Source organism: Sphingomonas sp. DBB INV C78 (assembly GCF_042693015.1).
In the GTDB taxonomy this organism is placed as follows: Bacteria; Pseudomonadota; Alphaproteobacteria; order Sphingomonadales; family Sphingomonadaceae; genus Sphingomonas_E.
The window spans coordinates 5,145,629-5,168,335 of the sequence record NZ_CP170544.1 but is presented as its reverse complement, the minus strand read 5'-3'; the positions used below and the strand labels follow the sequence as shown (position 1 = coordinate 5,168,335).

Below are 22,707 nucleotides of genomic sequence, written 5' to 3'. Positions count from 1 at the left end.
GGACAAACGTCCTCATCGCTCAGCCGCCCCTCGGCTGAAGCACAAATCCACCGTTACCGCTTTTCCACCCCATACAGACTCGCCGGGGCGGACTGTCTTTTTGAAAGGCGATTGGCCTTGGATCAAGGCCCCCGCATGCAACAAAAAAGAAATAATGACGCTTGACACCCAAAGCCTCGCATTTGCGTGGCCGCGTCATAAGACTTTGATTTTACGGCGTTAAACTGGCCTTCCCGAATCCGTCACATTCGCCGAATCGTGGAGAGTCCTAGAATTCACGACTGTAACCGCAAAGAAACGAAAAGGCCCGCCGGAGGCTTTCCCCCGGCGGGCCTTTAACCCGTCAGTAACGGCTTCGATCAGCCCAGCGCGGCGACGCGCTTGGTGAGACGCGCGAACTTCCGCGACGCGGTGTTCTTGTGGAGCACGCCCTTCGACACGCCACGCGCCAGCTCCGGCTGGGCAGCGGCCAGCGCCTCGGCGGCGGCAGTCTTGTCACCGGCGGTCAGCGCCAGCTCGACCTTCTTCACGAAGGTACGGATACGGCTCACGCGCGCGCCATTGATCTCGGCCCGGCGGTCGTTCCGGCGGATGCGCTTCTTTGCCTGCGGCGTGTTCGCCATGCTCGTCCTCGATAGATCAAAAAGGGATACAGCGCGGGGATGATCCCGCACCGGGAAGGCCGGCTACATACACGGATGCGCCGAATCGTCAACCTTCAGCGTTGGCATTTAGGGCAGAAGAAGGTCGATCGCCCGCCATCGACGCGCCGGGCGACGATGGTGCCGCAAGCGCAGGGCTCGCCCTCCCGCCCATAGACGCGCCACTGATTGGCGAAATAGCCGAGTTCGCCATTGGGCTGCACATAATCCTTGAGCGTCGATCCGCCGGCCTCGATCGCGGCCGCCAGCACCACGCGAATCGCCTCGACCAGCTTCGCGAGCTTCGCCAGGGTGATTCGCCCCGCCGCCGTGGTGGGTGCGATCTTCGCCATATGCAGCGCCTCGCACACATAGATGTTGCCGAGGCCGGCAACGACGCGCTGGTCAAGCAGCAGCGCCTTCACCGGCGCGATCCGGCCCGCAAATTCTGCCTTCAGATGCGCAGCCGTCAGCCCCGGCCCCAGCGGCTCGGGCCCGAGCGCCTTAAACGCCGGAAACTCGTCTATCTCCGCCGTCGCCACCAGATCGAGCGAACCGAAGCGGCGCGGATCGTTGAGCGCGAGCCTGCGCCCGCTCGCGGTATCGATCACCAGATGGTCATGCTTGCCGATCTCGCTCGGGTCGGTCCGCCAACTGCCCGACATGCCGAGGTGGAAGATCAAAGTGTCGCCACGGTCTGTTTCGATCAGTCCATATTTGGCGCGCCGGCCAAGCGCGGTCACGGTCGCGCCGGTCAGTCGCTGTCGCAGGTCTGCAGGGATCGGACGCCGCAGGTCCGGCCGCCGCGGGTCGACCGCCACCAGGCGCTGTCCTTCGAGCGGCGGCCTGAGGCCGCGGACGGTGGTTTCGACTTCGGGAAGTTCGGGCATGACATTGATGCGATATGGGCCGTGACGAACGGCCGCAACCCCTGCTAGAGCCCGCCCCCATGGAAACCGTATCCTTCGGCTATTCGGACGTCACCCCCGAGGAGAAGACCAAGCGCGTCGGCGCGGTCTTCGCCAATGTCGCGTCGCGCTATGATCTGATGAACGACGCCATGTCGGGCGGCCTGCATCGGCTGTGGAAGGATATGTTCGTCCGCCGGGTGAAGCCGCGCGCCGGCGAGGCGATCCTCGACATGGCCGGCGGCACCGGCGACATCGCCTTCCGCCACGCCAAGGCGGGCGCGGAGGTGACGGTCGCCGACATCAACCCCGCCATGCTCGAAGTCGGCATGGAGCGCGCCAAGAAGCGCGGCATTCACGGCCTGATCTGGTCCGAACAGAATGCCGAGACGCTGAGCTTCGACGACCGGCAGTTCGATGCCTACACCATCGCCTTCGGCATCAGGAACGTGACGGACATCCCCGCGGCACTGCGCGAGGCGCATCGCGTATTGAAGCGCGGCGGCCGTTTCTTCTGCCTCGAATTCTCGACCAACCAGTGGCCCGGCTTTGCCGACGCCTATGACGCCTATTCGCACCGCCTGGTCCCCAAGCTCGGCAAGCTCCTCGCCAATGACGAGGAAAGCTATCGCTATCTGATCGAATCGATCCGCCGCTTCCCCGAGATGCCGACGTTCGAGCGCATGATCGGCGAAGCCGGCTTCGTGCGAACCAGTGTCGAACCGATTCTCGGCGGTCTCGTCGCCATTCACAGCGGCTGGAAGATTTGACCCTACCGATCGTTCATATCGGCCGCCTCCTGATCTGGGGCCGCACGCTGGCACGTCATGGCGCACTGCGCGGCATCGAGCAGGACCCGCTGACCCCGCCGCCCGTCCGGCGCCTCGCCCGCGTCGCGCGTTTTGGCGCGCGCGTACCCAAGGTGCCGGCTTATGCCGACGCCTTCCAGGCGATCGGCCCCGCCGCGATCAAGCTCGGCCAGAGCCTCGCCACCCGCCCCGATCTCGTCGGTGAGGAAGCGGCCAAGGATCTTCTCCGCCTGCAGGACGCGCTGCCGCCCGTCCCCTTCCCCGCGATCCGCGAGCAGATCGAGCACGCCTTCCATCGCCCCATCAGGGAGCTTTTCGCCTCGATCGATCCTGTGCCGGTCGGCGCCGCCTCGATCGCCCAGGTCCATCGCGCAGTCACCATCGAGGGCCGCGACGTTGCAGTGAAGGTGCTGCGCCCCGGCGTCGAGCGCGACTTCCTGCGCGCGATCGACACCTATGAATGGGCGGCCGCCCAGGTCGAGGCGATGGGCGGCGAGGCTGCGCGCCTGCGCCCGCGCATGGTGATCGCCACCTTCAAGCGCTGGACCGCGCGCGAGCTCGATCTCCGCCGCGAAGCCGCCTCCGCCTCCGAACTGGCCGAGGGGATGGAGGCCGAACCGACCTTCGTCGTCCCCGCGATCGACTGGCAGCGCACCGCCGGCAAGGTGATGACGCTCGAATGGGTCGACGGCATCAAGCTGTCCGATCGCGATGCGCTGATCGCGGCTGGCCATGATCCGGCGGAGATCGCCGGCAACCTCGTCCGCGCTTTCCTGCGCCAGGCGATTGCCGAGGGTTTCTTCCACGCCGATCTCCACCAGGGCAATCTCTTCGTGCTGCCCGATAGCCGCATCGCCGCCATCGATTTCGGCATCATGGGCCGGATCGACCGCCGCGCCCGGCTATGGCTGGCGGAGATCATCTACGGCCTCATCACCGGCAATTATCGCCGCGTCGCCGAAATCCATTTCGAGGCGCAATATGTGCCCGCCCATCACAATGTCGCCGAGTTCGCGACGGCACTGCGCGCGGTGGGTGAGCCGATGCGCGGCCGCCCGGTGAAGGAACTTTCCGTCGGCCAGATGCTCGACGGCCTGTTCGCCATCACCCGCGATTTCGACATGCAGACCCAGCCGCATCTGCTGCTGCTGCAGAAGACGATGGTGATGGTCGAGGGCGTCGCCACCGCACTCGATCCCGACATCAACATGTGGGAAACGGCCGCCCCCTTCGTCCGCGAATGGCTGCGCTCCGAACTCGGCCCGGAAGCGGCAATCGCCGACCGACTCGGGGAGGATTTGCGCACCATCAGTCGTATTCCTGAGTTGATTCGTCGCATCGAAGCGAGATTTCCTGCGGAAGGTGGCGCGCCGCCCTTGCCCCCGCTCGCCGAGATCCAGGTCGTCCGCATCGGCGGGCGCTGGCGCTATCTCCTTGTAGCCGTTGGGGCATTTCTGGCGGGTTTCGCACTGCAACGAATCCTCGGATAACCGCGACTCTTGATCTGAATTGTGCCGTTTTGGGGCGGCCTGACGTGAGCCGTTGACACTTCGTTAACGGAAGCATTTCCTCACATGTGCGGGGGAGGTCGGCGTACTCGGCGGACCGCAATCGCACACAACATGGTCGCACGTTCTTGGCTCTGTTACAGGGGACGAACCCATGCGTAGACATCTGATTGCAGCAGCACTTCTCGTCGGCACCGCCATGTCGGCGCCTGCCTATGCGGTGACCTTCACGAGTTCTATTGCTACCTGGCAGGCAGTGGCCGGCTCTTGGAACGAAGATCAGGAATATGGTGATGAATTCACCGATATTTCTTCGGTTCTTCTTGATGCCGGTCCCTATCTGAACTTCGTCGGCGATGTCGAAATCCGCACTGTGGGGTCCGGTTGGGCAACCTGGTGCTGCAGCTATACAGGCGATGTCCTGTATACGCAGGGCGCGACTTCGGTTGACGTCGAAATCAACCCGAGCGTCAGCGGCTTCGGCTTCTATGCGGAACCGAATCCGTTCGCTGAATATCTGATCACGCTGGAATTGGCAGACGGTTCGGGCCTGCAGCAGCTGGTCCAGGGCTCGTCCGGCGCTTCCTTCTTCGGCTGGAACGGCCCGGGCGTGACCAAGTTCACGATCAGTTCGTCGGTCGATTTCGCCTTCGGTGACTTCTTCTATTATGGTGCGGTTCCTGAACCCGCCACCTGGGCGATGATGATCTCGGGCTTCGGCCTCGTGGGCGGCGCGATGCGTCGGGCGCGGGCGACGAAGGTCGGCTATTCGGTGGCCTGAAAACCACTCGAATGATGGAAACGCCCGTCCCCGCAAGGGGGCGGGCGTTTCCTTTTGCGGCAACCGTCAGGCGCAGCACGCTGTCCTACAACCGCGGCTTTCGTCTAGATCCGCACCATGCCCATTCAGCCCATCGCCCATGGTGCAACCGCACGTCTCGACTTGGCCCACAAACGGCTCCATTGAAGAAGCTGATGGCAATCCTCAACTTCCTCAACTTCGGCACCGCAGCAGGGACCGCCAGGGCATGACGGGCAAACGCATCCTTTTGATCGTGGGCGGCGGCATTGCTGCCTACAAGGCGTGCGAGCTCGTGCGGCTGATCCGCAAGGCGGGCATGTCGGTGCGTTGCGTCCTCACCGCCGGCGGCCAGCAGTTCGTGACGCCGATGACGCTCGCGGCGTTGAGCGAGCAACCCGTCCACACCAGCCTGTGGGATCTGAAGGACGAGGCGGAGATGGGTCATATCCAGCTCAGCCGCCAGGCCGATCTCGTCGTCGTCGCGCCCGCGACCGCGGACCTGATGGCGAAGATGGCCGCGGGCATCGCCGACGATCTCGCCACCACCCTGCTGCTCGCCACCGACAAGCCGGTGCTGGCGGCTCCCGCGATGAACGTCCGCATGTGGGGCCATGCCGCCACCCGCCGCAACGTCGCCCGCCTGCGTGAAGATGGCGTGACGATCCTCGAGCCGGACGAAGGCCCGATGGCCTGCGGCGAATATGGCCCCGGCCGCCTGCCCGATCCCGAAGCGATCCTGACGGCGATCCAGCGCGCGCTGGGCGAGGCCGGGCCGCTCGCCGGCCGCCACATCCTCGTCACCGCCGGGCCGACGCATGAACCAATTGATCCGGTGCGCTACATCGCCAATCGTTCGTCAGGCAAACAGGGCTTCGCGATCGCCGGTGCGCTCGCTGCACTGGGCGCTCGCGTGACGCTCGTCGCCGGCCCCGTATCCCTCCCGACACCCGCCGGCGTTGCCCGCGTCGATGTGGAAACGGCGCGCGAAATGGCCGCCGCGGTCGATGCCTCGCTTCCCGCCGATGCCGCGGTCATGGTCGCCGCGGTGGCGGACTGGCACGTCAATGCCACCGCGCAGAAGATCAAGAAGCAGCCCGACGGCGCGCCACCCGCGCTCACGCTCAGCGAGAATCCCGACATCCTCGCCGGTCTCGCCGCCAGCCAGCGCCGACCGCGGCTGGTCGTGGGCTTTGCCGCAGAGACCGAAAAGGTCGTCGATCACGCCACCGCCAAGCTAGCCCGCAAGGGTGCGGACTGGATCGTCGCCAATGACGTGTCCGGTAATGTGATGGGCGGCGCCAACAACAGCGTCCACATCGTCACCGCCACTGGTGTCGAAAGCTGGCCCGATCTGCCCAAGGAAGCCGTCGCCGTGCGGCTCGCCGAACGGATCGCCTCCGAACTGGCGGGCTGATGCCGCACATTTTGATCGTCCTCACCTCCCAGGCGCGGATGGGCGATACCGCGCGCCGCACCGGTCTGTGGATTGAGGAGTTCACCGCGCCCTATTACGCCTTCCGCGAAGCAGGCGTGGAACTGACCTTGGCCTCGCCCCTGGGAGGTCCCGTCCCCACCGATCCCACCGGCGATGCCCTCACGCCCGCGCCACCCTCTGTCGCCCGCTTCCGGCACGATCCAGAGGCCCAGGCGGGTCTTTCCGCCACGCTTCCCCTCGCCGGCATCGACCCCGGCGATTTCGACGCGATCTTCTATCCGGGCGGATTGGGGCCGATGTGGGATCTCGCCGCCGATCCGCATTCCACTGCACTGGTCGAACATGCCGTCGCGACGGCAATGCCGCTCGCAATGGTCTGCCACGGCCAGGGAGCGCTGGTGAACGCGCGCGGCGACAATGGTGCCCCCCTGATAGCCGGACGCACTCTCACGGCCTTCAGCCGGGCGGAGGACGAGGCTGCTGGACTGGTCGACCTCACCCCCTTCGTGCTGGAGGACCGACTGCGTGCACTCGGCGCCGATTATCGCGCGGGGTCGCCCGACCAGCCCTTCATTGTCGAAGACGCCAATCTGCTGACCGGGCAGAACCCCGCCTCGGCGCTGCCGCTCGCTTTGGCACTGCTGAAACGCCTCGCCGCTTGAACCGCGCCGTGCCCCACCCTAACCCGCTTCCCAGCATCATCCGAAAGAACCCCACATGACCGCCGATCCGCGCCCGACCCTCGAACTCAAGATCGTCGATCCGCGCCTCGCCGAATGGGGGCTGCCCGCCTACCAGACCGATCTGTCCGCGGGCATCGATCTCCACGCCTGCATCGATGCGCCGCTCGCGATCGAAGCGCAGGCCCCCGCGGTGCTGATCCCCTCGGGGATCGCCGTGCTGATGAACGATCCGCACATGGTCGCCTTCCTGCTCGCCCGCTCCGGCCTCGGCCACAAGAAGGGGCTGGTGCTCGGCCAGGCGGTCGGCACGATCGACGCGGATTATGCCAACCAGATCTTCATCAGCACCTGGAACCGCAACCCGCCGGGCAGCGATCCGATCCTGATCGAGCCGGGCGACCGCATCGCCCAGCTCGTCTTCCTGCCGATCCTGCGGCCCAGCTTCACCGTCGTCGACGAATTCAGCGCCACCACCCAGCGCGGGCTGGGCGGATTCGGATCGACTGGGGTGGCGCGGGGGTGAACCTCACCGACGCCCAGCTCGATCGATACGCCCGGCATATCGTGCTGCGCGAAATTGGCGGCGCGGGCCAAGCGAAGCTCCTCGGCGCAAGGGTGGCGGTGATCGGCGCGGGCGGCATTGGTTCGCCAGCGATCCAGTATCTTGCCGCGGCCGGCGTCGGCCATATCACTTTGTTCGACGACGATGATGTGGCGCTCTCCAACCTCCAGCGCCAGACATTGTTCGGCACTGATGATGTGGGTCGCGCCAAGGTGGACGTCGCCGCCGAACGGGTGGCAGCGCTCAACCCCGACGTCACCGTAGCCGCGATCGCCAAGCGCATCACCGCCGACAATGCCCAGACTTTGCTCGCCGGCCATGACGTGGTGCTCGACGGCTGCGACAATTTCCCGACCCGGCTCGCAGTAGCCGACGCCGCGCTCGCGCTCCACATCCCCTTGGTCTCCGCCGCGGTGGGCCAGTTCGAAGGGCAGCTCGCCGTCTATCGCGGGTGGGAAGCCACCAAGCCCTGCTATCGCTGCTTCGTTGGCAATGATCCCGATCGGCCGGACGCGAGCTGCGCCGATCAGGGCGTGCTTGGCGCACTAACCGGCGTGCTCGGCGGCCTGGCGGCGATGGAGGCGATTCGCGCGATCACCGGTTTTGGCGAGGACAGCGCTGGCCGGCTGCTGCTGGTCGATGCGCTCGGCTTCCGCTTCCGCACGCTTCGCATGCCCAAGGACCCCGGCTGCCGCTGCGGCGTGTCATGACGGGGTTGACGATCATCGTGGCGACGGCGGACGCCGAACGCTTCCGCACGGCGCTGACGATGGCCTTGACCCAGGCCGCGCTCGGCGGCCGCACCCGCCTCTTTCTGCAAGACGGCGCCGTGGCATTGCTGCGGGGTGACGATGCCGATCAGGTCCGCTCTGCCGGCTTGCCCGACCGCGCCTTCATGCTCGCCGACGCGCTCGATGCCGGCGTCGAAATGATCGGCTGCCAGACGGGACTCGCGCTCATCAATGCGGCGGCCGACGAATTCGACGCCCGAATCGGCTGGGCTGGGATGGTCAGCCTGCTCCAGACGCTGGATCAGGACCGCCTGGTCGTCGTCTGATTGGGCGACGTCAAATCCTCCCCAAGCTTGCTTGGGGAGGGGGACCGCTCGCCGAAGGCGAGTGGTGGAGGGGCAATGTCCCGCCCGGCAATCGACCACGAAAAAGGGGGCGGACCATCGGCCCACCCCCTCATTCCTTCAACGAAGTGCGGTTGCCGGATTACCAGCTGCCGTAAGCCTCGTTCCCGACGAAGCCCATCTTCTCGACCTGGGCCCGCTTGGTGACGGCGAGAACTTCGTCAACGACGACGTAGCGCGCCTGCGGGTCGGGCTGGAGATGGAGCTCCGGAACCGGGTTCATCGTCTGAGTCTGGTCGAGATACTGACGCAGAACCGTCAGGTTCGGCAGCGGGCTGCCGTTCCAGAACACGGTGCCGGCCGGATCGATCGTGACCTTGTTCTTCACGGGATCGATGGGCGGCGGTTCCTTGTTGTTGGGATCATCGACCGGAAGGTCCAGCTTCACCGCGTGAGTCTGGATCGGGATGGTGATGATGAACATGATGAGGAGCACCAGCATGACGTCGATCAACGGCGTCGTGTTGATGTCCATCATCGGCTCGCCTTCGGCGGTGCTTGCTGCCATTGCCACGATGGATACTCCTGATCAGAGACGCTGCGACACGAAGCCAGCCGGCGGCTCGGAGATGAATCCGACCCGCGCGAAGCCCGCGCGCTGCATGGTGAAGATTGCGCCGCCGATGCAACGATACGGCGTGTTCACGTCACCGCGGATATGCGCCTCCGGAAGCTCGAGGCCGGGCGCCGTCGGGCCACCCTGCTTGTCGATCTCTGCCCGCAGCTTGACGACCGCGCGGTCGAGCAGTTCCTGCGGCGATACCAGCGTCTGGCCCCAATAGACCTCGCACTTGCCACCGGTGGCGCGCACCGAAAGCGCAACATTTTCAGGCTTGGTCGTCGTCGGTTCGAACACGACCTTGGGCAGATTGACGGGCACCGTCTGGATGACGACGGGAACGGTGATGAGGAAGATGATGAGCAACACCAGCATGACGTCCACGAGTGGCGTCGTGTTGATGTCGGACATCGGGGAGCCGTCTTCTGCGGGCCCTGCACTCATGGCCATGGAGAGATCCTGTCCTACTTCAAACTTCGCCGGCGCTAACGCCGGTCGAACGACCCTGCGGTTCCGGTGCGGCACCCACGGAGTGCCGCACCGCGCCGATGGTTACGCCTTGGTGGCAGTCGCGGCCGGCTTGGCAGCAACCGGAGCAGCCGGCTTGGCAGCGATCAGCGACGGCTTCACGGCGCCGCCCGAGATCATGTAGCCATGAACGTCGGTCGAGAAGGCAGCGAGCTGCTCGGCGACGACCTTGTTGCGGCGGATCAGCCAGTTGTAGCCGAGCACGGCCGGAACGGCCACGGCCAGACCGAGCGCGGTCATGATCAGAGCTTCACCGACCGGGCCGGCGACGGCGTCGATCGAGGCCTGACCGGCAGCGCCGATCTTGATGAGCGCGCGGTAGATACCGATAACCGTACCGAACAGACCGATGAACGGCGCGGTCGAACCGACGGTGGCGAGAACGGCGAGGCCGTTGCCCAGCTTCGAGTTCACGGCCTGCTGGCTGCGGCCCAGCGAGTTGAGCAGCCAGTCATGCGCTTCGACCGGATCGGTCAGGCGGGTATGCTCTTCCTGAGCGCGCAGGCCGTCGTCGACGATCTGGCGGTAGGCCGAGTTCTTCTCGAGCTTGGCGGCGCCATCCTTGAGGCTCGGCGTGCCCCAGAACGAGGTGCGCACGCGCTTCGCCTGGTTCAGGATCTTCTGCTGCTCGAGCAGCTTGGTGAACATGATGTACCAGGACGCGGCCGACATCACCACGAGGATGATGAAGGTGGCCCAGGCGATCGTTCCACCCTGCTCCAGGGCGGCCATCAGGCCATACGGGTTTTCGCCGGCGTGGGCGGCTGCAGGAGTAGCCATTTCGGTGTTCTTCCTCTTCGTCGAATTTGGTTCACTGGCCGGCCGGGTCGGTCAGGCGACCCGGCGCTTGCCGTTATCAGTTTTGGGGCATCTGCCAGCGGACGCGGCGCGTATCGCTGGATTCCATTGCATTGCCGCTCGCATCCTTGGCGGGCGTGTAACGACCGCGGCGGGTGAGGTTGCGGCAGGTCGCGTCGTCGAGATCGGGCGAGCCGCTCGACGCGGTGACCCGGCAGTTGGCGATGCGACCGTCGGTCGTGATCTCGAACGCCACGGCCGTCGTGCCTTCACGCTCTTCGCGCAGCGCACGGGAGGGATAATCCTCCGTCGTGACCCAGGACATCGGGTTACCCCGAGCCTTGGCAGGCGCCGCGACACTCGGCTTCGGCGGCGGCGGCGGAGCCGGCGGCGCGGTCGGCGTGATGATCACGGGTGGGGCCTCGCGGACCGTCTGCACCACGGGCGGCGCGACGTTCTGGACCTGGACGATCGGCGGCGGCGCCAGCACGGGCGGCGGCTCGACCTTCTGCTCCGGAGGCGGCGGCGGCGGCAGCTCCTCAGGGGGTGGCGGCTCCTCTTCGACGTCGAAGGTCTTCAGATCCTGGGCGACCTTCTTGACGACGTTGTATGCCAGGCCAGTCACGAACGCATAGCCAATCACTGCGTGTAGCAGTGCGACAATGCCAATCGCCACGACCCGGCGGGAGCTCATCGATTGATCAGCGTAAGCCATTAAGGAACGACACTCCCTCCAATCCACAAGCTTCACGGCTGCGGGCTGCTGTGGGCAGACCCGGCAAATTCCAGCGGCCCCGTCTTTGGTTCAGAAATTATTGACGGGATGTGTGTCCTTATCGCGACACTTTCCACGACGCAATTCCTTTGTCCCGCGGTTGCACCCGATGGACCACCCATGCGAAACCCGCTTAACAAGCGGTTTCCAAATGGATGCGGACACTTGCCGCCAAGGAGATGACATGCGTCGAATGCCCGTGGTCCTAGCGATTCTGACAGCGTTTTCCGCGAATCCGGTTTTGGCCCAATCCGCTCCGCGAATCGTCGAAAATCCAGCCCTCAGCTACGCAGATCTCGTGGCCTTGGCCGAACTGTCCGACGCAGTTGCCGACGTGGAGGTGACGTCCGCGATCAAGCTCAAGGGGGCTGCGGCCGCAGATGTGCCAGCGGGGCATCAGCGCTTCTATATCGAGGGTCGCCTGCTCTCCCTGCTGGGTGGGAAAAAAGGGCTGCCAGGGCAGGTCGCCTGGCTGGCCGATGTGCCGCTGGATGCCTCGAATCGGGCGCCCAAGCTCAAGAAGGCGCGCCTTCTGATCTTCGTCGACACCGTTGCCGACCGCCCCGGCGAAGTGCGACTCGCCCGCCCTTACGGCCAGTTCTGGTGGTCGCAGGAGCTCGACGCCCGATCACGCGGCGTACTTCGGGAATTGGTATCGGCCGATCGCCCGCCCCATATCGTCCGCGTCGGCAATGCCTTCCACGTTCCAGGCTCGCTGCCGGGCGAAAGCGAGACCCAGATTTTTCTCACCACCGATGATGGCCGTCCCGTCTCGCTCAACGTACTGCGCCGCCCTGGCGAAGCGCCGCGTTGGGCCGTGGCGCTGGGCGAAATGGTGGACGACAGCGCCGCGCCGCCCCCGCCGGACAGCCTGCTCTGGTATCGGCTGGCCTGCACCTTGCCGGCCGCGTTGCCGGACACATCGACGGCCGATCTGCCGAGCGATCAGGCGACTGCCGCGCGCGCCGATTATCGCGTTGTGATCGAGGGACTGAAGCCCTGCGCCCGCAACTTTACCGCCCCTTAACGTCGCCTTGTTTGCACAAGCCGCAACAAAGTCAGCGACCTAGAGCCTGATCGATTGAGGTGGACGTGTTCTGCGCTTCCGCTGAAATCGTGAATCAGGCTCTCTTCACAAGACGGGCGCGCTCAGAACGAAGCGAGCTCGACACCGACCCCCGCACAATCGGGATAAATGTCGGGCTTGCGGGTGGAAACGCGCAGCGCCGTAACCCCCGCCCGCGCCGCGATCAGGTCGTAGATCGCGCGTGCCAGCGTCTCCTGCAGATTGAATCGGCGGCTGTTGGCCAGCCGGTTGATCTCGGTGCGCAGGAAATCATAGTTCCAGGCGGCGGCTGCATTGTCCTCTGCGGCAAAACTCGCTTCGTCGAGCCAAGCCTCCACTGTCACCAGCAGACGCTGTGGCTTGCCCACCTCGAAATCGTGGAAGCCGATATCCACCGGCAAATCGAAATCTTCGAGGAAGATCCGCCGCGTCTTGGGCGCCAGCGAGGCGGGAACCAGTCCATCGAGAATCGGCGGCGTCGTCATTCGGCTAACTCACTTTGTTCGCAGTCGCGGTTAGCCGCTGCCCGAAAATCGGGCAAGTCGGGGAGAAGTGAGGCCCGCCCGTGGCCTGACGATCGATCACACAGGCTTATCCACAGCCCTTTCCACCAGCCGTGTGGAAAAGCCCTCCAGCCCAGCTCCGACATGATTCCTTCTTTCAATTCGCCGCGGAATCTCTAGAGGCGCGCGCATCTTCCCCGGATTCGGAAAGCTCCCCCCAGGATTGATCACGCTCGCCCCGATTGCCGCTGCCGCGCCTGCCGCGGTCGAACATCTGCTCGATGCCGCCTTTGGCCCCGATCGCCACGGCCGCACAGCGTACAAGATGCGAAGCGGCGTCGATGCGATTCCCGAGCTGTCGTTGGCGGCCTTCGACGATGCGGGCGATCTGGTCGGCACGCTGCAAAGCTGGCCGGTCGAACTCGTGGCAGATGACGGGCGGATCGCGCCGCTCGTCCTTGTGGGGCCGGTCGCTGTGCGGCCGGATCGCCAGCGCGACGGTATCGGCCGCAAGCTGATGGTGGCGATGCTCGACACCGCCGACGCGCGCCACGCCGATCCCCTCGTCCTGATCGGCGACCCTGAATATTATGAGCGCTTCTTCGATTTCACGGCGCGCTGGACGGGCGGCTGGCAGGTTCCCGGCCCTGTGGAGCGGCATCGTCTTCTTGCCCGATTGCGTGGCCATGCCCCGCTTCCGGCACGTGGCCGCCTACAGGCGCAGCGCGCGGCCGTCGCCGCTTTGCGCTGAGGCCCGCTATCGCCTAAGCGGATCGCACGATGCCCGAAAGCGCCCCGCCTCCCGCTGATCTGACCGGCCTCTCTTTGGCCGACATCGCGCGCCTGGCTGCGGAAAAGAAGTTGCCGCCGGTCGAACGCTGGAACCCGGAGCATTGTGGGCACAGCGACATGCGGATCGCGCGTGACGGCACCTGGTTCCACCAGGGGTCGCCGATTGGACGCGAAGCGATGGTGCGCCTGTTCGCAAGCATCCTGCGGCGCGAACCCGACGGCAGCCATGTCCTCGTCACGCCTGTCGAGAAGCTCGACATCGATGTGGAGGATGCCGCCTTCATCGCGGTGGAACTCAAGTCGGAGGGCACCGGCGCCGATCGCCAGCTCGCCTTCCGGCTCAATACGGGCGATGTCATAGTGGCCGGCGACGCCCATCCGCTCCGGTTCGAGGACAAGGGGGACGGCCCCCACCCCTATCTCGCCGTGCGCGGCGGGCTGGAGGCGCTGATCGCCCGCTCCGTTTATTATGAACTGGCCACCATGGCGCTCGATGAGGATCATGATCCGCCGGGCGTCTGGAGCGACGGCCGCTTCTTCCCGCTGGAGCCGGGCGCATGACGCTCGCAGAACGCCTGCGGGCCGCGCTTGCTACGGGTCAGACCCGCGATCCCGTGCTGCTGGAGCGCGATGACGGCGATTTCGCGATCGAAGTCGGCGAGCCTTTGGTCCCGGCCGCGGTGCTGGTGCCGTTCGTCGACCGGCCCGAACCCACCATTCTCCTTATTCTCCGGCCGGAAACCATGCGCCGTCATGCCGGCCAGATCGCCTTTCCGGGCGGCCGGGTCGATCCCGGCGATGATGGCGTGGTCGGCGCTGCCTTGCGTGAGGCGCAGGAGGAGATCGGCCTCGCCCCCTCGCTTGTCGACGTCATCGGCTCGGTCGACACCTATCGCACCATCACCGGCTATCAGGTGACGCCCGTGATCGGCGTCGTCCCGCCCGATCTGGTGCTCACGCCCCAGCCGGCCGAAGTGGCGGACATCTTCGAAGTCCCGCTCGCCCATCTGCTGGAGCCGATGAACCATGTCGAGCAAGCGGTGGAATGGCAGGGTCGCGAACGCCGCTATTTCGAGATATTCTGGGAAGGACGCCGCATCTGGGGGGCTACCGCCGCGATGATCGTCAATCTCGGTCGCCGTCTGACTTATCCGGCATGACGACGATTCTGCCCGATGCCCCCTGGCAGCACCGCCAGGGACTGGCTGAACTCATGTCGGCACTTGGCGCGGCGGAGGGCGCGGTCCGATTCGTCGGTGGCGCAGTCCGCGATACGCTACTGGGCCTTCCTGTATCCGACATCGATTGCGCCACTGTGCTCCAGCCAGACGAGGTGGTGAAGCGGATACGCGCCGCCGGTTTCAAGGCGGTGCCGACCGGCATGGCGCATGGCACCGTCACCGCCGTCCTGCCCGACGCGACGGTCGAGGTGACGACGCTGCGCCGCGACGTTTCAACCGACGGCCGCCGCGCGACCGTCGCCTTCACCGATGACTGGCGCGAGGATGCCGCCCGCCGCGATTTCACCATCAACGCGTTGTCCGCCAGCCCCACTGATCGCACGGTGATGGATTATTTCGGCGGCATTGATGATCTCGCCGGCGGCCGCATCCGTTTCATCGGCGATCCGCTGACCCGCATCGCCGAAGATCATCTCCGCATCCTGCGCTTCTTCCGCTTCCACGCCCGCTTCGGCAAGGGCGATCCGGACGCGGCCGGGCTGGACGCCTGCGCCGCTCGCGCCAACGACCTGATGGCGCTCTCGCGGGAGCGGATCGCGGACGAACTGCTCAAGCTGCTCGCTTTGCCCGATCCCGCACCCACCGTCGCCTTGATGCACGATCGCGGCATCTTCCTGCCCGTGCTGCCGGAAATCGCCGCGGCGGGCGTTTCGCGGCTCGCGCGGTTGATCGGCCGGGAAAGAATCGCCGATATGGGTCCAGATTCTGCCCGTCGGCTCGCAGCGCTGCTGCCGCGCGACGCCGCGATCGCCTTCCAGGTCGCGTCCCGCCTGCGGCTGTCGAACGCCATCCGCACCCGGCTCGAACTGCTCGCAGCGCCGCCCGAACCGGGCACCGCGCCAATCCCCCTCGCTTATCGTCACCCCGGTGCGGCGGTCGATCTGTTCCTGCTGTCCGACGCGGATGAGGTCGAGCTGCGCGCTGTGGTCGCCACACTGGCCGGCTGGCAAAGGCCGCGTTTCCCGTTGAAGGGCGGCCATCTCGTGGAACTTGGCCTCAGGCCGGGCCCACAGGTCGCGGGAGCCTTGCAGGCGATCGAGCGCGAATGGCTGTCGGCCGGCTTCCCGGATGACGATTGGGTGGAACGGGCCGCGAAAGCAGCGGTCGATCAGGCGCTGCGCGAGCGCCAGTAGGACAGCGCGTCCGCCGCCGAAAGCGGCCTGGAAAAGTAAAATCCCTGCCCGCAGCTACAGCCCAGCGCCGCCAGCGTTTGCGCCAGTTCTACCGTTTCTACACCCTCGGCCGTCGTGTCCATGCCCAGCGCGTCGGCCAGGCCCAGCACGGCGCGGACGATCGCCACCGAGTCGCGATCGCCGAGCATCCCGGTGACGAAGCTGCGGTCGATCTTCAGGATATCGATCGGCAGGCGCTGTAGATAAGCGAGCGAGGAATAGCCGGTGCCGAAATCGTCCATCGCGATCTTGGCGTCGAGGCCCTTCAAACCCTGCAGCGTCCGCGTCGCCCGCTCCGGATCTTGCACGATCGCGCTTTCGGTCAGTTCCAGGGTCAGCCGGTGACCGGTTACCCCGGCGCGCCGCAGCGCATTTTCCACCGCGCTCGAAACATCGTCGCGCGCAAGCTGGATCGCGGACACGTTGACGCCGACATGGATCGGCAGCGGTGCGCCATGGTCGGCATCCCATTGCGCAAGCGTCGCCAGCGCCGATTCAAGTGCCCAGCGCCCCAGTGGCACGATCAGGCCCGATTCCTCGGCGACCGGAATGAACTCGGTCGGGGAGATCAGCCCCAGTTCCTCATGCTCCCAGCGCGCCAGCGCTTCGAACCCGGCTACCTTGTTGGTCTGCAGATTGATCAGCGGCTGGAAGGCCAGTTCCAGCGCATCCCCCTCGATCGCGCGGCGCAGTTCGGTCTCCAGGCTGAACCGGTGGCGGGCCTTGCTAACCTCGCCCGGCTGGTAGACTTCGACGCGCCCCGATCCCTTGGCGCGCTTGAGCGCGAACTGGGCGTTGCGGACGAGATCCTCGGCCCCGGCCACCTGATCGCTGACCAGCGCACAGCCGATCGCGCAATCGATGCGGATTTCCAGATCGGAAATGCGGAACGGCGCCGTCATCGTCGCCTGAATGCGGCGCGCGGCGTGCAGCGCATCGCCCGGCCCGTCGGCCAGCCGCAGCAGGATCGCGAACTCATCCCCGCCGATCCGAGCCAGCATGTCGCCGGCACGCAGCGAGGCGACCATGCGTCGCGCAACGGTGATGATCAGTTCATCGCCGGCGATCGAACCCATGCTTTCATTGATTCGGCTGAAGCGCGTGAGGTCGACGATCAGCACGGCATGGCCCGCCGCCCCCGCATCGGTAACGAGCACATTCTCGACGGCTTCGTTGAAGGCGACGCGATTGGGCAGCCCGGTCAGGCTGTCATGCGTCATCTCCGCCCGCAGGCTGCGCTCGTTCTCGACCTCGGCGGTTCGATCGATCAGCGAAAGGACGCAGCGGCGCGTGCCATCGTCATAAGCCGCCAGCCGGCCCAGGCGGACGACGAAATGGCGCCCCCCGACACCTTCGCCATCCTGCCATTCGAACTCGCGGCCCCGCTCTTCGCCCGCCAGAAAGTCCGTCATCGCGGATTTCAGCGGTTCGCGCTCGATCAGCGGCTGGGGCGCTCCGGGACGAATCGGGATCGCGCCGGAAATCGCATCGAGCATCTGGAACTGCTCGTTCGCCATGATCAGAACGCGGCCGGCCGGCTCCCGCGTGACGATGGCCGCGGCGATCGGCAACGCGTTGAGATATTCGGTCCGCGCGCGGCGGATCAGTTCAAGCGCGCCCTGCTCGTCGAGGTTCACAAAGCCGCTCGCGGCCGCCCGCACGACGGACAATTCCGTCGCCACGTCCGCCATGGTGGCCAGTTCGCTGCGAGAAGGCTCGACCTGCATAATGCCGAGCGATACGCGGAGACGGTTAATTCTTGATTTAGCGCACGATCGGCCGAACCCGTGGAAACTACCTAGTTTTCGCTCAGCCCCCGAAACGGTTGTCGCGCGGGAAGCCGACCGGCGGCATCCGCCCGCCCGCACCGCGCGCCGTACGCCACGGCGTCATGTCGCTTTCGGTGCGCGTGCGGCCGGTTTCGCCGCCCATCGCCCAGCTCAGTCCCTGTTCGAAGCGGAAGGCGAGCGCGTCGGACAAACCACCGTCGCGATAGCGCTGGAGCTGCACACCCGAACCGCGCGCCATTTCGGGCAGTTCGCCGATCGGAAACACCACCAGCTTCCGATTCTCGCCGATCACGGCGACATAATCCGCCTCGGCCGCTACCGGCCGCACGACGCGCAGCTTGGCGCCCGTCCGCAGGTTGACGACCTGCTTGCCCTTGCGGGTCTCCGCGACGATCTCGCCCGTGGTGCCCAGGAAACCGCGCCCGTCCGATGCCGCCAGCAGCAGCTTCGCCGATGCGCTGGCCGGCATCAATGCCACCGGCGGCGCCTCGCCCTCGATATCGACCATCAGCCGCACCGGCTCGCCAAAGCCGCGCCCACCCGGCAGCTTGTCCGCCGCCAGCGTGTAGAAGCGCCCCGTCTCGGTCGCGAGCAGCAGCTTGTCGGTGGTCTGGGCGTGGAAGGCGAACAGCGGCCCGTCGCCTTCCTTGAACTTCAGCGCCTCGGCCGAAGCGAGGTCGTTATGCCCCTTCATCGCGCGGATCCAGCCGCGCTGCGACAGGATCACCGTAATCGGCTCGCGCTCGATCATCGCCTCCAGCGGAATCTCCCGCGCCGGCGCCGCTTCCTCGATCAGCGTCTTGCGCCGGCCGATTTTCGTCTCAGGGCCATAGCGCTCGCGCAGCTTGGCGAGATCCTTCTTCATCCGCGTCCGCTGCCGCGCCGGGCTCTCGATCAGCGCGACCAGGCCCTTGCGCTCCTCGTCCAGCGCCTCGCGCTCGCGCTTGAGCTCCATCTCCTCCAGCTTGCGCAAAGACCGCAGCCGCATGTTGAGGATCGCCTCGGCCTGCCGGTCGGTCAGCTTGAACTCGGCCATCAGCACCGGCTTGGGCTCATCCTCCTCGCGGATGATCTGGATCACGCGATCGAGGTTCAGATAGGTGATGATATAGCCGTCGAGCAGTTCGATCCGGTCGTCGATCTTCGCCAGCCGATGCTGCGACCGGCGAACCAGCACCTCGAACTGATGCTCCAGCCAGGCCGCGAGCACCTGCTTCAGGCTCATCACCCGCGGCGTGCGCTGCGCGTCGAGCACGTTGAGGTTGAGCGACACCCGCGTTTCCAGCGCGGTCAGCCGGAACAGGCTGTCCATCAGCACCTGCGGATCGACGGTGCGGGCGCGCGGCTCCAGCACGATCCGCACCAGCTCGTCCGATTCGTCGCGGATGTCCGCCAGGATCGGCAGCTTCTTGTCGTTGATGAGCTGCGCGATCTCCTCGATCAGCTTGGCCTTGGGCGTCTGATAGGGAATTTCGTGGATCACCGCGGTCCAGGTGCCGCGTCCCTGATCCTCGATCGACCAGCGCGCGCGGACGCGGAAGCCGCCCCGCCCGGTCACATAAGCCTCGGCGATGCTCGCTGCGCTATCGACGATCACGCCGCCGGTCGGGAAGTCCGGCCCCTTCACGAACTGCATCAATTCGCAGTCGGGCGCGTCGGGCTGGTCGATCAGCAGCATCGCTGCGTCGATCAGTTCCGCCACATTGTGCGACGGGATCGACGTCGCCATGCCGACCGCGATGCCGCTCGCGCCATTCGCCAGCAGGTTGGGGAATAGGCCGGGGAATACCTCCGGCTCCTCCTCCTCACCATTATAGGTCGGCTTGAAATCGACGGTGCCTTCGTCGAGCCCCGCCATCAGGTCGATCGCCGAGGCGGTCAGCCGCGCTTCGGTGTAGCGATAGGCTGCGGCATTATCGCCGTCGATATTGCCGAAATTGCCCTGCCCGTCGACCAGCGGGTAGCGCAGCGAAAAGCTCTGGGCCAAGCGGACCATCGCGTCATAGACCGACTGGTCGCCATGCGGATGATATTTGCCGATCGTGTCGCCGACGACGCGGGCGCATTTCTTGTAGCCCGCGGCGGGATCGAGCTTGAGCAGCCGCATCGCCCACAACAGCCGCCGATGCACCGGCTTCAGCCCGTCGCGCACGTCCGGCAGCGACCGGGCGGTGATCGTCGACAAAGCGTAGACGAGGTAACGGTCGGAAAGGGCGCTATCGAACGGGGCTTCGATGATCTGGTCGATCGGCTCGGCGGATGCGGTCATGCCCCATCGGATAGCAGCGCCCCCGCGCTCAGGCGAGGGTGCATTTCATCGATCGCGGGTTGTTCAGCGCGGTCGCAGTTCAGGCGGCGGCTCGGGCTTTTCGCCGTCGATCATTCCGTTGACCTGCGGATCGTCCGCCGCGGGCACCGGCACAGCCGAATTGCCCCAATCTCTGTTCGCGGCACTATTGTTGGCCGGTTCATCCGGCGGTGTCGGCGCGTTCTGGGCGATGGCGATGATCGGCGCAGCGAGCAGCGCGAGCCCGATGATGATGTCCTTGCGCATCCCACTCTCCCATCCATAAGACGGGAGAACGCGCCAGCGCAGGTTTCGGTGCCGACACGATGCGGACGCCGGTCAGGCCGGCCGGCCCATCTTCAACCTTTCCATCTCCTCATCGCTCGGGGGAGCGAAGGCGCCAGTGCAATTGCTGCCCGCCTGCACCTTCACCTCGGCCATCAGCCAATCGCGGAACGCCGCGATCTTGGGCAGCGTCCGCCTTTGCTCATGATAAGCCAGCCAGAAGCTCGGCCCCTCGAAGGCAAGGATCGGGAAGGGCTGGACCAACCGCCCTGCCTCCAGATCCGCCTGCCAATAGATCGGGCTGACCACCGCAACACCATGCCCGGCCAATGCCGCATTCGCCTCCAGCACCTGGGAATCGAGCCTTATGCTCGGTCGGCGCGGCCGTTCGACATCGCCGACGCCGGCCTCCGCGAACCATATCTTCCACCACAAATCGTCCGGGCTCAGCAGGTTGACGCCCAGCAGGTCTTCCGGCTCACGCAGAGGATTTTGTGCCAGATATTCGGGGCTGCAGACCGGCGTGAACTGCAGCCGGAACAGAAAGTGGGCGCGCAGACCCGGCCAGTCGCCATAGCCGGAGCGGATCGCGACATCGAGATCGTCCCGCGCCAGATCGACGATCTCATTGCCCGCATGCAGCCGCACGGCCAGTTCGGGCCGCGCGATCTGGAAGCCACCCAGCCGCGGCGCCAACCAGTGCGACGCGAAGGTGGTGGCGCAGGTGATCTTGAGCACCCCGGCATCGTCGGTCGCGAGCGTCGCGAAGGCATCGTGCAACGTATCGAAAGCCGCGGAGATGTTGGGCGCCAGCTTGCGACCCGTATCGGTCAAGGTCACGCGCCGCTTGGCCCGCGCGAACAAAGCGACCCCCAGCCGCTCTTCCAAGAGCTTGATCTGATAGCTCACCGCTGCCTGCGTCATGCCGAGCTCTTCTGCAGCGGACGTGAAATTCTCGTGGCGGGCAGCGGCCTCGAATACCCGAACGGCGGTCAGCGGTGGGATTCTGCGCATGGCACTTGATAAGCCTCCTTTATGATCTCGGTCGAGGCTTTTGTTGGCGCCACCATCCCCTTTTGGGCATTTAGAAAGGGCGACGCGCCAGTCGCGATCATGAAAGGATCATAAGATGCAGCGCGATTTCCGCCATGATGGCGCACGTCGGTCGACGCCCGCCATCACCGCCTGGCTGACCGGCCTTGCCGACAGCTACACGCATGCTTTCGAGCCGCTTCAGCGCATCTATTTCGATGCGCCGTGGAAGAATGAACGGCGCGGCCCGTGCTCCGGCCGCTATTGATCGGCCGATCCAGCCCTCACCGTCAGCCCCGCTGCGCCCGCTGCAGCAATTTCTGGTCCGCAAGCACCAGCGCCACCATCGCCTCCAGCACCGGGGCCGCGCGAATTCCGACACAGGGATCGTGACGGCCCTTGGTGCGGATGTCCGCCGCCTGCCCGTCCCGCCCGATCGTCTCGACCGGCGTTAGGATCGATGAGGTCGGCTTCAAGGCCACCCGCACGATCAATGGCTGGCCGGTCGAAATCCCGCCAGCAACACCACCGGCATGGTTCGCCAGGAACAGCGGCTTGCCATTCGGCCCCGGCCGCATGGGATCGGCATTCTGCTCACCCGTCAGCCGCGCCGCCTCGAAACCGTCGCCGATCTCGACACCTTTCACCGCGTTGATCGACATGCACGCCGCCGCAAGCTCGCTATCGAGCTTGGCGTAGAGCGGAGCGCCCCAGCCCGCCGGCAGCCCTTCCGCCACGCATTCGACAATCGCGCCGACCGACGATCCGGCCTTGCGCGCGCCATCGACGATCGCCTCCCACCGCGCCGCAGCCGCGGCGTCGGGGCAGAAGAAGGGATTGCGGTCGATCTCCGCATCGTCGAACGCCGCGCGATCGATCGCGTCGCCGCCCAGTTCGACCAGATAGGCCCTGATCCGCACTTCCGGGATCACCGCCCGCGCCACCGCGCCCGCCGCGACCCGTGCCGCCGTTTCGCGCGCCGATGATCGCCCGCCGCCGCGATAATCGCGGAAGCCATATTTGGCATCATAGGCATAATCGGCATGGCCCGGCCGATAAGCGAGCGCGACCTCCGAATAATCCTTCGATCGCTGGTCGACATTCTCGATCATCAGGCTGATCGGCGTGCCGGTGGTCTTGCCTTCGAACACGCCGGAAAGGATGCGGACCTGATCCGGCTCCTGCCGCTGAGTGGTGAAGCGCGACGTCCCCGGCCGGCGCTTGTCGAGCCAGGGCTGGATATCAGTCTCATTTAACGCCAGTCCCGGCGGGCACCCGTCGACCACCGCGCCCAGCGCCGGCCCGTGGCTCTCACCCCAGGTCGTGAATCTGAAGACGCGGCCGAACGTGTTGAAACTCATCTAAAAGCCCTCTCCCCTCTGGGGAGAGGGTTGGG

General features: G+C 65.9%; 26 protein-coding genes. 14 read left to right on the top strand and 12 right to left on the bottom strand.

Annotation, left to right across the window (positions count from 1 at the left end; genetic code table 11):
* Positions 1 to 359: 359 nt before the first annotated feature.
* Positions 360 to 623 (bottom strand): 30S ribosomal protein S20, encoded by a 264-nt coding sequence (gene rpsT / locus ACFB49_RS24660; RefSeq protein ID WP_380874596.1) that lies wholly within the window; start codon positions 621 to 623, stop codon positions 360 to 362.
* Between the two features lie 95 nt (positions 624 to 718).
* Positions 719 to 1,531 (bottom strand): bifunctional DNA-formamidopyrimidine glycosylase/DNA-(apurinic or apyrimidinic site) lyase, encoded by an 813-nt coding sequence (gene mutM, locus ACFB49_RS24655; protein ID WP_380874594.1) that lies wholly within the window; start codon positions 1,529 to 1,531, stop codon positions 719 to 721.
* A 59-nt stretch (positions 1,532 to 1,590) separates the two neighbouring features.
* Between mutM and ACFB49_RS24650 the strand changes: the two genes are divergently transcribed.
* The 8 genes from ACFB49_RS24650 (at position 1,591) to ACFB49_RS24615 (ending at position 8,405) form a co-directional block, all read left to right on the top strand.
* Complete coding sequence (locus ACFB49_RS24650) at positions 1,591 to 2,319, top strand: class I SAM-dependent methyltransferase (protein WP_380874592.1); 729 nt, start codon at positions 1,591 to 1,593, stop codon at positions 2,317 to 2,319.
* Positions 2,316 to 3,848: a 2-polyprenylphenol 6-hydroxylase gene (gene ubiB, locus ACFB49_RS24645; RefSeq protein WP_380874591.1), complete on the top strand. Its 1,533-nt coding sequence runs from the start codon at positions 2,316 to 2,318 to the stop codon at positions 3,846 to 3,848. The genes ACFB49_RS24650 and ubiB overlap by 4 nt, the downstream gene beginning before the upstream one ends.
* 217 nt (positions 3,849 to 4,065) lie before the next feature.
* The gene (locus tag ACFB49_RS24640) at positions 4,066 to 4,647 is read left to right on the top strand and encodes a PEPxxWA-CTERM sorting domain-containing protein (protein WP_380874589.1); all 582 of its coding nucleotides are present in this window, start codon (positions 4,066 to 4,068) and stop codon (positions 4,645 to 4,647) included.
* A 247-nt stretch (positions 4,648 to 4,894) separates the two neighbouring features.
* Positions 4,895 to 6,082, top strand: coding sequence for a bifunctional phosphopantothenoylcysteine decarboxylase/phosphopantothenate--cysteine ligase CoaBC (coaBC, locus tag ACFB49_RS24635; protein ID WP_380874588.1), 1,188 nt, complete (start codon positions 4,895 to 4,897; stop codon positions 6,080 to 6,082).
* Positions 6,082 to 6,765: a type 1 glutamine amidotransferase domain-containing protein gene (locus ACFB49_RS24630; RefSeq protein WP_380874586.1), complete on the top strand. Its 684-nt coding sequence runs from the start codon at positions 6,082 to 6,084 to the stop codon at positions 6,763 to 6,765. The genes coaBC and ACFB49_RS24630 overlap by 1 nt, the downstream gene beginning before the upstream one ends.
* 55 nt (positions 6,766 to 6,820) lie before the next feature.
* The gene (gene dut, locus ACFB49_RS24625) at positions 6,821 to 7,309 is read left to right on the top strand and encodes a dUTP diphosphatase (RefSeq protein ID WP_380874584.1); all 489 of its coding nucleotides are present in this window, start codon (positions 6,821 to 6,823) and stop codon (positions 7,307 to 7,309) included.
* Positions 7,306 to 8,058, top strand: a complete 753-nt coding sequence (locus ACFB49_RS24620) for a HesA/MoeB/ThiF family protein (protein WP_380874583.1) — start codon at positions 7,306 to 7,308, stop codon at positions 8,056 to 8,058. The genes dut and ACFB49_RS24620 overlap by 4 nt, the downstream gene beginning before the upstream one ends.
* Entirely contained in the window at positions 8,055 to 8,405 is a 351-nt protein-coding gene (locus ACFB49_RS24615) for a DsrE family protein (protein ID WP_380874582.1), read from the top strand. Before ACFB49_RS24620 ends, ACFB49_RS24615 begins: the two co-directional genes overlap by 4 nt.
* A gap of 160 nt (positions 8,406 to 8,565) precedes the next feature.
* Here the strand turns inward: ACFB49_RS24615 and ACFB49_RS24610 are convergent, their stop codons facing one another.
* The 4 genes from ACFB49_RS24610 to ACFB49_RS24595 all read right to left on the bottom strand — a co-directional run bounded on the left by ACFB49_RS24610 (position 8,566) and on the right by ACFB49_RS24595 (position 11,083).
* Positions 8,566 to 8,997: an ExbD/TolR family protein gene (locus ACFB49_RS24610; protein ID WP_380874580.1), complete on the bottom strand. Its 432-nt coding sequence runs from the start codon at positions 8,995 to 8,997 to the stop codon at positions 8,566 to 8,568.
* A 15-nt stretch (positions 8,998 to 9,012) separates the two neighbouring features.
* Positions 9,013 to 9,492, bottom strand: a complete 480-nt coding sequence (locus ACFB49_RS24605) for an ExbD/TolR family protein (protein WP_380874578.1) — start codon at positions 9,490 to 9,492, stop codon at positions 9,013 to 9,015.
* 102 nt (positions 9,493 to 9,594) lie between these two features.
* The gene (locus ACFB49_RS24600) at positions 9,595 to 10,350 is read right to left on the bottom strand and encodes a MotA/TolQ/ExbB proton channel family protein (protein ID WP_380874577.1); all 756 of its coding nucleotides are present in this window, start codon (positions 10,348 to 10,350) and stop codon (positions 9,595 to 9,597) included.
* Positions 10,351 to 10,426: 76 nt separating this feature from the next.
* A complete protein-coding gene (locus ACFB49_RS24595) occupies positions 10,427 to 11,083 on the bottom strand; it encodes an energy transducer TonB (RefSeq protein WP_380874576.1) in 657 nt (218 codons plus the stop codon).
* A 358-nt stretch (positions 11,084 to 11,441) separates the two neighbouring features.
* Between ACFB49_RS24595 and ACFB49_RS24590 the strand changes: the two genes are divergently transcribed.
* The gene (locus tag ACFB49_RS24590) at positions 11,442 to 12,170 is read left to right on the top strand and encodes a hypothetical protein (RefSeq protein WP_380874574.1); all 729 of its coding nucleotides are present in this window, start codon (positions 11,442 to 11,444) and stop codon (positions 12,168 to 12,170) included.
* Between the two features lie 122 nt (positions 12,171 to 12,292).
* On the opposite strand, the gene ACFB49_RS24585 is transcribed toward ACFB49_RS24590, so the two are convergent.
* Positions 12,293 to 12,694: a dihydroneopterin aldolase gene (locus ACFB49_RS24585; protein ID WP_380874572.1), complete on the bottom strand. Its 402-nt coding sequence runs from the start codon at positions 12,692 to 12,694 to the stop codon at positions 12,293 to 12,295.
* Positions 12,695 to 12,935: 241 nt separating this feature from the next.
* Here ACFB49_RS24585 and ACFB49_RS24580 point away from each other — a divergent pair, with 241 nt between their 5' ends.
* Genes ACFB49_RS24580 through ACFB49_RS24565 form a run of 4 tightly spaced genes read left to right on the top strand, consistent with a single transcriptional unit; the run spans position 12,936 to position 15,878 of the window.
* Positions 12,936 to 13,463, top strand: coding sequence for a GNAT family N-acetyltransferase (locus ACFB49_RS24580; protein WP_380874570.1), 528 nt, complete (start codon positions 12,936 to 12,938; stop codon positions 13,461 to 13,463).
* Positions 13,464 to 13,492: 29 nt separating this feature from the next.
* Positions 13,493 to 14,065, top strand: coding sequence for a DUF1285 domain-containing protein (locus tag ACFB49_RS24575; protein WP_380874568.1), 573 nt, complete (start codon positions 13,493 to 13,495; stop codon positions 14,063 to 14,065).
* On the top strand, positions 14,062 to 14,664 hold the full coding sequence (locus ACFB49_RS24570) for a CoA pyrophosphatase (protein ID WP_380874566.1): 603 nt from the start codon (positions 14,062 to 14,064) through the stop codon (positions 14,662 to 14,664). The genes ACFB49_RS24575 and ACFB49_RS24570 overlap by 4 nt, the downstream gene beginning before the upstream one ends.
* Positions 14,661 to 15,878 carry a CCA tRNA nucleotidyltransferase gene (locus tag ACFB49_RS24565; protein ID WP_380874564.1) on the top strand — a complete coding sequence of 406 codons (1,218 nt, stop codon included), beginning with the start codon at positions 14,661 to 14,663 and terminating at the stop codon, positions 15,876 to 15,878. The genes ACFB49_RS24570 and ACFB49_RS24565 overlap by 4 nt, the downstream gene beginning before the upstream one ends.
* Here ACFB49_RS24565 and ACFB49_RS24560 read toward each other — a convergent pair.
* The 4 genes from ACFB49_RS24560 to gcvA all read right to left on the bottom strand — a co-directional run bounded on the left by ACFB49_RS24560 (position 15,854) and on the right by gcvA (position 21,293).
* On the bottom strand, positions 15,854 to 17,608 hold the full coding sequence (locus tag ACFB49_RS24560) for a putative bifunctional diguanylate cyclase/phosphodiesterase (RefSeq protein ID WP_380874562.1): 1,755 nt from the start codon (positions 17,606 to 17,608) through the stop codon (positions 15,854 to 15,856). The two genes, ACFB49_RS24565 and ACFB49_RS24560, sit on opposite strands and share 25 nt — an antisense overlap.
* Before the next feature lie 118 nt (positions 17,609 to 17,726).
* Positions 17,727 to 19,976 carry a DNA topoisomerase IV subunit A gene (parC, locus tag ACFB49_RS24555; RefSeq protein WP_380874560.1) on the bottom strand — a complete coding sequence of 750 codons (2,250 nt, stop codon included), beginning with the start codon at positions 19,974 to 19,976 and terminating at the stop codon, positions 17,727 to 17,729.
* Between the two features lie 63 nt (positions 19,977 to 20,039).
* Positions 20,040 to 20,261 carry a hypothetical protein gene (locus ACFB49_RS24550; RefSeq protein WP_380874558.1) on the bottom strand — a complete coding sequence of 74 codons (222 nt, stop codon included), beginning with the start codon at positions 20,259 to 20,261 and terminating at the stop codon, positions 20,040 to 20,042.
* A 72-nt stretch (positions 20,262 to 20,333) separates the two neighbouring features.
* Positions 20,334 to 21,293 (bottom strand): transcriptional regulator GcvA, encoded by a 960-nt coding sequence (gene gcvA / locus ACFB49_RS24545; RefSeq protein ID WP_380874556.1) that lies wholly within the window; start codon positions 21,291 to 21,293, stop codon positions 20,334 to 20,336.
* A 115-nt stretch (positions 21,294 to 21,408) separates the two neighbouring features.
* Between gcvA and ACFB49_RS24540 the strand changes: the two genes are divergently transcribed.
* On the top strand, positions 21,409 to 21,579 hold the full coding sequence (locus ACFB49_RS24540) for a hypothetical protein (RefSeq protein ID WP_380874555.1): 171 nt from the start codon (positions 21,409 to 21,411) through the stop codon (positions 21,577 to 21,579).
* A 22-nt stretch (positions 21,580 to 21,601) separates the two neighbouring features.
* On the opposite strand, the gene aroC is transcribed toward ACFB49_RS24540, so the two are convergent.
* Complete coding sequence (gene aroC / locus ACFB49_RS24535; protein WP_380874554.1) at positions 21,602 to 22,672, bottom strand: chorismate synthase; 1,071 nt, start codon at positions 22,670 to 22,672, stop codon at positions 21,602 to 21,604.
* Between the last annotated feature and the right edge of the window lie 35 nt (positions 22,673 to 22,707).

Bases quoted from the DNA above. Each gene is read 5' to 3' on its own strand.
- rpsT (WP_380874596.1), bottom strand. From the start codon at position 623: ATGGCGAACACGCCGCAGGCAAAGAAGCGCATCCGCCGGAACGACCGC.
- mutM (WP_380874594.1), bottom strand. From the start codon at position 1,531: ATGCCCGAACTTCCCGAAGTCGAAACCACCGTCCGCGGCCTCAGGCCG.
- ACFB49_RS24650 (WP_380874592.1), top strand. From the start codon at position 1,591: ATGGAAACCGTATCCTTCGGCTATTCGGACGTCACCCCCGAGGAGAAG.
- ACFB49_RS24640 (WP_380874589.1), top strand. From the start codon at position 4,066: ATGTCGGCGCCTGCCTATGCGGTGACCTTCACGAGTTCTATTGCTACC.
- coaBC (WP_380874588.1), top strand. From the start codon at position 4,895: ATGACGGGCAAACGCATCCTTTTGATCGTGGGCGGCGGCATTGCTGCC.
- ACFB49_RS24630 (WP_380874586.1), top strand. From the start codon at position 6,082: ATGCCGCACATTTTGATCGTCCTCACCTCCCAGGCGCGGATGGGCGAT.
- dut (WP_380874584.1), top strand. From the start codon at position 6,821: ATGACCGCCGATCCGCGCCCGACCCTCGAACTCAAGATCGTCGATCCG.
- ACFB49_RS24615 (WP_380874582.1), top strand. From the start codon at position 8,055: ATGACGGGGTTGACGATCATCGTGGCGACGGCGGACGCCGAACGCTTC.
- ACFB49_RS24605 (WP_380874578.1), bottom strand. From the start codon at position 9,492: ATGGCCATGAGTGCAGGGCCCGCAGAAGACGGCTCCCCGATGTCCGAC.
- ACFB49_RS24600 (WP_380874577.1), bottom strand. From the start codon at position 10,350: ATGGCTACTCCTGCAGCCGCCCACGCCGGCGAAAACCCGTATGGCCTG.
- ACFB49_RS24595 (WP_380874576.1), bottom strand. From the start codon at position 11,083: ATGGCTTACGCTGATCAATCGATGAGCTCCCGCCGGGTCGTGGCGATT.
- ACFB49_RS24585 (WP_380874572.1), bottom strand. From the start codon at position 12,694: ATGACGACGCCGCCGATTCTCGATGGACTGGTTCCCGCCTCGCTGGCG.
- ACFB49_RS24575 (WP_380874568.1), top strand. From the start codon at position 13,493: ATGCCCGAAAGCGCCCCGCCTCCCGCTGATCTGACCGGCCTCTCTTTG.
- ACFB49_RS24570 (WP_380874566.1), top strand. From the start codon at position 14,062: ATGACGCTCGCAGAACGCCTGCGGGCCGCGCTTGCTACGGGTCAGACC.
- ACFB49_RS24565 (WP_380874564.1), top strand. From the start codon at position 14,661: ATGACGACGATTCTGCCCGATGCCCCCTGGCAGCACCGCCAGGGACTG.
- ACFB49_RS24560 (WP_380874562.1), bottom strand. From the start codon at position 17,608: ATGGCGGACGTGGCGACGGAATTGTCCGTCGTGCGGGCGGCCGCGAGC.
- parC (WP_380874560.1), bottom strand. From the start codon at position 19,976: ATGACCGCATCCGCCGAGCCGATCGACCAGATCATCGAAGCCCCGTTC.
- ACFB49_RS24550 (WP_380874558.1), bottom strand. From the start codon at position 20,261: ATGCGCAAGGACATCATCATCGGGCTCGCGCTGCTCGCTGCGCCGATC.
- gcvA (WP_380874556.1), bottom strand. From the start codon at position 21,293: ATGCGCAGAATCCCACCGCTGACCGCCGTTCGGGTATTCGAGGCCGCT.
- ACFB49_RS24540 (WP_380874555.1), top strand. From the start codon at position 21,409: ATGCAGCGCGATTTCCGCCATGATGGCGCACGTCGGTCGACGCCCGCC.
- aroC (WP_380874554.1), bottom strand. From the start codon at position 22,672: ATGAGTTTCAACACGTTCGGCCGCGTCTTCAGATTCACGACCTGGGGT.